This window comes from Nocardia sp. NPDC004711 (assembly GCF_053601595.1).
The window spans coordinates 1-1005 of record NZ_JBSGCB010000193.1 but is presented as its reverse complement, the minus strand read 5'-3'; the positions used below and the strand labels follow the sequence as shown (position 1 = coordinate 1005).

The 1005-nt window shown below is 62.7% G+C and carries 1 protein-coding gene; it reads right to left on the bottom strand.

Features of this window, described 5'->3' with window-relative positions:
• Window positions 1-97: 97 nt before the first annotated feature.
• Window positions 98-502, bottom strand: coding sequence for a hypothetical protein (locus tag ACWEKS_RS49400; RefSeq protein WP_452346613.1), 405 nt, complete (start codon window positions 500-502; stop codon window positions 98-100).
• Window positions 503-1005 lie beyond the last annotated feature (503 nt).

The following is a 1005-nucleotide window of genomic DNA, read 5'->3' as shown; positions in this document are numbered from 1 at the left end:
AGGCCACGATCCATATCGCTGTCATCAACCAGTGGCTGCGACACAGTTGAGGGCGAGCCACAGGCCCGCCCTCAAAACTTCGAGACAGAACCTAGCCCTAGCGCGGCGAGTCGGAGATATCCAGGCCGGCCGCGCGCAGATGGTGGCGCAGTTCGCGGGCATTGAGATCGGCCAGATAGCGGTTGTATGCGTCCATCGCGGGATCGGGGTCATCGGGGCCGTTCGAACGGAGCGGCAGCAATTTGCTCGTGACTTCGCGAGTCACGTTGTCCTGGAACCGGTTCCGCACCACAGTGGCGGAATCACGTTCCAGCTGCCGGAATCGGATCCATCCCCACGCCAGAAACCCAGCGAATAACGGCCACAACAGCAGGTATCCGATGTTGTTGTCGATCGAGTCCCAGGCCGGCCCTTGGTTCCACGTATGCCACCCGAACGCCGCCATCGTCAGTGCGCCCAGCGACACCACGGCCAGGACTGTTCTGCTCCGCTTGTCCAGCACGTCGGCCATGCTAGCCGTCTTCTACTACGGGACGTAATACGCGTGGTTCCGGCGTGCCCGCTGAGTGCGTCCTGCTGCGCGAAGATCCAACCTCCCCGAACTGGCCGGTTTTGTTAGTGCGGTCGGCGCCGGGCCCACGACCCACACCGAAGAATCGATCACTGGCGGACGCAACGTAATCGGCAGTAGCGGACGTTGCGCCGGCGTCGGATCGCTACGGCCAGTTGATCTTCCGATGCCCAGCGCTGGCCGGTTCGGTCAGCGCGGTATGCGGCAAACAGGACATTTGGATTGCCTTGCGCAAGGCATCGGCGCATACAGTTGACGGGTGGCCCTCGCCGTGACTCCGGCCCACCGCAACGTCCTCGAACCTCCAGCCCGGCTTGGCCTTTGCCGCAATGCGTGCCTCTCTGCACGGGTAACTCCGGGTAGCATGTGGTGAAACGACTATGGAGGGGGACATCATGTCGTCGAACAGTCACCGAGAGCAGGCCGATGATCCA